This window comes from Synechococcus sp. H55.2 (genome assembly GCF_047462495.1).
GTDB lineage: Bacteria > Cyanobacteriota > Cyanobacteriia > Thermostichales > Thermostichaceae > Thermostichus.
Genome location: NZ_JANSJH010000132.1, coordinates 1 through 5,363, shown reverse-complemented (window position 1 = coordinate 5,363; position 5,363 = coordinate 1). Strand labels below are relative to the sequence as shown.

The following is a 5,363-nucleotide window of genomic DNA, read 5'->3' as shown; positions in this document are numbered from 1 at the left end:
ATGATTTTCCTTTGATTGCCGTAAGGCGTTGAGCACGTGGCTAAGTTTGTGGTCAGTGCTGTGCAATTCCGATGATTTTCCTTAGGAATTGGAAAGGTCTACATCTACCCGGTGGGCGCAGGCAAACCCGGAGAAGGCGACGGCGTTGAGGCCTTGACCGGGGAAGGTGCTATCGCCCACGCAGTAGAGGTTGGGAATGGCGGTGCGGTTGAAGGGCATGCCCAAGAGGCCCCAGGGAGTGCCGCGAGGGATGGGGCCGTAGGTGCCGTCGACGCGGCCCAAGAAGCGGCGGTGGGTGCGGGGAGTGCCCACCTCCAGCAGCTCGATGTGGGATCCCAGCTCTGGCCAGAGGGCCTCCAGGCGGTGGATAAGGCGTTTGGCCGCCGCTTGTTTTTGCTGCCGGTACTGCTCCGGGCCCAAGCCCTGCCAGGTTTGCATCCAACTGGGGGTAAAAGCGTGAACAATGTGGCGGCCCGGCGGGGCCAGCTCCGGATCCAAGAGGGTGGGGATAGAGACGAAGATCGTGCCCTGCTCCGCCTCCAGGTCTTGCCAATCTTCTAGAAGAATGTGGTGACAGTAGCGCTCGCCGGCCAGGGCCTCAGCTCGCACCCCTAGGTGCAAGCTTAAGAAACTGGGAGACTGTTGGTAGCGGCTTTGCCAGCGCCGCTCCGCCGCCGGCAGGGATCCCGGCCAGAGGCGCTCAAAGGTATCCCAGCGGGTGGCATTGGAGATGATCTTGCGGGCAAAGAGCTTTTCCCCTCTGGAGAGCTCGACGCCCACGGCGCGGCCCCGTTCTTCCAAAATCCGCCGCACCGGCGCCCCGTAGCGGATTTGCCCCCCACAGGCCTCTAGGCCTTGGGCCAACTTCTGGGCAATCTGCCCCACCCCTCCCTTGGGGTAGTTGACGCCGCCGTAGTGGCGATCACAAAACACCATGCCGGCATTGATCATGGGCGTGCGATCTGCCGGCACCACCGACCAGCAGTAGCACTCCATATCCACAAAGCGCCGCAGCGCCGGATCCCGTAGGTGGCGCCGTGCCACCTGGCCCACATTCACCGGCAAGTAGCGGGCCAAGGTCAGGCAGGCGCGGGGGTTGCCGACAAAAGAGCGCCAGAGATAGCCCCACTCCTCCAAAGAGAGGAGCTCCATGGCGTTGAGGCTGTTGAAAATGGGCCAGAAGCTGTCGTAGAAGCGGCGGATGCTGCCCGCTTCTTGAGGGAAATAGCTGGCTAGCTCCTGCAAAAACTGCTCGTAGTCCCGGTGCACGCAGGGGCTGAGCCCCTGGGGCAGGTGGTAGGCAATCTGCACCGGGTCGGGGATGGATTCCAAAGACTGGCCCACAGCAGCCAGGGCGCGGGTGAGCAAGTTGGTGGTACCTTGAGTGCCCAGGCCAAAGATCATGGAAGCCCCGACATCGAAGCGGTAGATCCCGTTGCCGTTGGGATCCGGACGCTCGAAGTAGCCAGCGCTACCGCCGGGGATGAGGTATTTTTCCAACACCAACACCTGGTAGCCCTTGGCCGCCAACTGGGTGGCCGCCACCAGCCCGCCGATCCCAGCACCAACGACAATCACATCCCAAGTAGCCGGGGGGGAAGACACGGCAGAGAACTTGGGCTGGGCAGAAGCCTGAGAAGGCAGAGTTTGGGTCAAGGGATCCCTCGAGTTGAACGCAAAGCCGGTATTCTCAAGCTACCAGAAGTCCCGAGAGTTAATTTTCCCGGAGCAGCGGGATCCCTGGGGAAGAGGCTTGGTAGCAACCCCAACTCCCTCTTTTCGGCTGGGGGATCCGCAAACGGGATTGTGGCAGAGGCTACGGAACCCAATCGGCCAATTTGCTAGCCAGGATCCCACACCCACCCTGGGGATTTTCAGCCATGTTGGTTACTCAGCATCCTGTCTTTCGGCGCTTTTGGTACCCGGTGATGCCCCTCAGCCTACTGGAGCAGGGATCCCCGCAACCCTTTGAGCTGCTGGGAGAAAAGATCGTCCTCTGGTTGGATCAAGCCGGGCAGCCCCAAGCTGCTGCCGACCGCTGCTGTCATCGTTCGGCCCAACTCTCCAAGGGGATTGTCTGCGATGGCCACATTCGCTGCCCCTACCACGGCTGGGAGTTTGATGGCACAGGTGCCTGCGTCAAGGTGCCGCAGTTGCCGGCTCGCGCGCGCATTCCGGAGGGCTACCGCATTCCCGCCTATCTCTGCCAGGCCCGTTACGGCTATGCCTGGGTTTGTTTGGATCCTCAACCCCTGCGAGACATCCCGGTCATTCCAGAGGCAGAGGATCCCAGCTACCGGCTCATCCACGAGTTTTACGAACGTTGGGAATGCGCCAGTTTGCGCATCTGCGAGAACGAGTTCGATGCTGCCCACTTCAGCTTTGTGCATCAAAACACCTTTGGCAGCCTAGACAACCTGGTACCCAGTCATCTCGAGATCGAGGAGCTGGACTACGGCATCCGTACCCGTCTGGTGGTCGGTGTGGCCAACCCAGAGCTGCAACAAAAAAACCTGGGCATTCCCCTTGCCAAAACCGAGCGCACCACCACTTCCACCTGGTACCTGCCCTTCACCAACCACCTTCACATCCGCTACCCCAATGGCCGCAGCCATGTTATCGTCAACATCCCCACCCCCATCAACGACCGGGCCTCGCAAGTGGTGCAGTTTTGCCTGCGCAACGACACGGAAGCGGATGCTCCAGCCTCAGAGGTAGTCCGCTTCGACCGGGCTGTAACTTTGGAAGACAGGGCCATTCTGGAAACTACGGATCCCGATGTCCCTCTCGACCTCAGCGCCGAGCAGCATATGTTTACCGACAAACCCGGGATCCTGATGCGCAAGCAACTGGCCGCCCTGCTGAAAGCTCATGGCAATGCCTCAGATCAACTCTTCTAGGCCGCGGCTGCCAGCATAGCGGCTGTAGGCATAGAGCAAGCCCAGGCTCAGGCCGGTAACCAAAAAGCTAAGGGCCGCTCCAAAGGGGTAGTCCAGGCTGGCGCCAAACTGCATCTGGATGACATTGCCGATCAACAAGGTTTTGCTGCCCCCCAGCAAGTCCGGTACCACGAACATACCCAGCGCTGGGATGGCCACCAAAATCAAGCCCGCCGCCAGCCCCGGCAGCGTTTGGGGAAAAAGCACCCACCAGAAGACCTGCCAGCCGTTGGCGTAGAGATCCCGCGCCGCCTCCGCCAGGCGCCAGTCGATGCGCTCCACTGCTGTGTACAGGGGCAAGGCCATGTAAGGCAAAAAGGTGTAGACCATGCCCAGGTACACGGCCAGCCAACTGGGGTAGAGAGCCGTCTGGGGCGGGATCCAGCCCAGCCAGGCGGCCAGGCGGGCCAGCCACCCTTCTGGCGCCAACACCACCATCCAGGCGTAGGTGCGAATCACCAGGTTCGTCCAAAACGGCACCACCACCAGCGTCAGCAATAGATCCCGCTGTCGGGGCGGGTGGGCGACAATAAAGAAAGCCAGGGGATAGGCCAGGAGCACACAAAAGAAGGTGGTGACGGCCGCCACCAGCAGGCTGCGGCCCAAGATCTGCCAGTAGATGGGCGTCCAGCCCAGGGGGCCGTAGCCGAGAATGCGCAGGTAGTTGGCCAGCGTCAGAGGCAGTCCCACCTCGCCAAACTGGCCGCGGCTGAGAAAGCTGCAAACCAGCAGCAACACTCCCGGCAGCACCAAAAACAGCACCACCCATAGCACCCCCGGCCCGGCAAAGATGAGGCTGCGCAGCAGCTCCTGCCAGGGGGAGAGCAATTCCCCGGCGCGCACCTGGGCACGCTGGCCAGAAGAAGGGATCCCTGGCCATCTCAGCATGGGGGATCCTCCTGCCGGGGATCCGGCCGCAGGCGCACCAGGCTCTTGGGGGGCAGGTGGGCCACCAGCGCCTCGCCGATCTCAAACCCCGCCTCCTCAATATCCGTGTTGAGGGCGGTGGCCTTGAGCTGCTGTCCATTGGCCGTCTGCAGCAAGTACTGGTTCTCCGCCCCGGTGTAGATGAGGTTTTCCACCCGCACCGGCACTTGGTTGGGCAGCAGATCCCAGCCGCTACGGGAAAGCTGAATCTTTTCTGGGCGGATGGCCAACTGCACCGGCTCCAAGTTGGGCTGGATCCCGGGCACCTTGAGCTTGCCTAGGGGCGTATCCACGCAGTCGGTGCCACAGGCGATCCCTTCGATGAGGTTGCTGGCCCCCAAAAAGTCCGCCACAAAGGCGGTTGCCGGCCGCTCGTACACCTCGTCAATGGGGCCAACTTGCTCAATGCGTCCGGCCCGCATCACCGCCACCCGGTCGCTGGTAACCAACGCCTCCTCCTGGTCGTGGGTAACAAAAATAAACGTCATGCCCAGCCGCCGCTGCAGCTCGCACAACTGCACCTGAAGCTGCTTGCGCAACTTGGCATCCAACGCCGAGAGCGGCTCATCCAATAGCAGCACCTCTGGCTCATTGACCAAGGCGCGGGCCAGGGCCACCCGCTGCTGCTGCCCACCGGAGAGCTCCTGGGGCTTGCGCTTGGCCAGATCCCCGATCTCCACCAATTCCAGGGCAGCGGCCACCCGCTTGTGCAGGGCCTCCCCTCGCACCCCCCGCCTGCGCAGGCCAAAGGCGACGTTTTCCTCCACGGTCAGGAAGGGGAAAAGGGCGTAGCTCTGAAACACGGTGTTGACGTTGCGCTTGTGGGCGGGCAGGTGGCCCACCGGGCGCCCCCGGATCACCACTTCCCCGACGTCAGCCATCTCCAGGCCGGCGATGATGCGCAGCAGGGTGGTCTTGCCACAGCCAGAAGGGCCCAATAGGCCAAAAAACTCGCCTCGCCGAATCTGCAAGTCGATGCCGTCGAGGGCCACAAAGTCGCCAAAGCGCTTGCGGAGCCCCTTGAGCTCCACATCCCAGTCGGGATCCCGGACGGTGGTGGAGAGGACACCCGCAGTCACAGTTGGCAGCGCCGACAACATCCTTTAACCCAGTATGCAAGTCTCCGGGAAAATTGCAGCTGTCTCTTGCGCCATGGGCGCAAGTTCTACACTCAGCCTTGCAAATGGGGATCCCTGTCTGCAGCTTTTCAAGACAGGATGGATGAAAGATAGTGTCGCTACGCCACTTTCACATCACGCAGGTGGTAAACACTCCCGTGAAAGGTGTGCATGGGCTGTTGCCAAAACCGATTCTGCCCCGACCTGCCTTGCTCTGAGTGCTTTTGCATCTACGGCCATTTCCAATAGCAGAGAAGCTGCTCCTTGCTATGTTCCCACCCCTCTCCCTCTGGGAGAGGGGCCGGGGGTGAGGGGCCTGGGGGTGGTCGCGTCGGCGGCGCGGAGCGCTTGGGTTGGTCGAACTTGTCTGGAATGGGTT

4 protein-coding genes are annotated in these 5,363 nt (G+C 61.8%); 1 reads left to right on the top strand and 3 read right to left on the bottom strand.

Annotated elements, in window-relative coordinates:
- Positions 1-81 precede the first annotated feature (81 nt).
- On the bottom strand, positions 82-1,605 hold the full coding sequence (crtH, locus tag NW844_RS11965; protein ID WP_414335935.1) for a carotenoid isomerase: 1,524 nt from the start codon (positions 1,603-1,605) through the stop codon (positions 82-84).
- A gap of 275 nt (positions 1,606-1,880) precedes the next feature.
- Here crtH and NW844_RS11960 point away from each other — a divergent pair, with 275 nt between their 5' ends.
- Positions 1,881-2,900, top strand: a complete 1,020-nt coding sequence (locus NW844_RS11960; RefSeq protein WP_414335933.1) for a Rieske 2Fe-2S domain-containing protein — start codon at positions 1,881-1,883, stop codon at positions 2,898-2,900.
- Here the strand turns inward: NW844_RS11960 and NW844_RS11955 are convergent.
- A complete protein-coding gene (locus NW844_RS11955) occupies positions 2,883-3,827 on the bottom strand; it encodes an ABC transporter permease (protein WP_414335931.1) in 945 nt (314 codons plus the stop codon). The two genes, NW844_RS11960 and NW844_RS11955, sit on opposite strands and share 18 nt — an antisense overlap.
- On the bottom strand, positions 3,821-4,945 hold the full coding sequence (locus NW844_RS11950) for an ABC transporter ATP-binding protein (RefSeq protein ID WP_414335929.1): 1,125 nt from the start codon (positions 4,943-4,945) through the stop codon (positions 3,821-3,823). The genes NW844_RS11955 and NW844_RS11950 overlap by 7 nt, the downstream gene beginning before the upstream one ends.
- Positions 4,946-5,363 lie beyond the last annotated feature (418 nt).

Excerpts from the sequence above, each read along its gene's own strand:
- NW844_RS11960 (WP_414335933.1), top strand. The coding sequence starts at position 1,881 with ATGTTGGTTACTCAGCATCCTGTCTTTCGGCGCTTTTGGTACCCGGTG.
- NW844_RS11955 (WP_414335931.1), bottom strand. The coding sequence starts at position 3,827 with ATGCTGAGATGGCCAGGGATCCCTTCTTCTGGCCAGCGTGCCCAGGTG.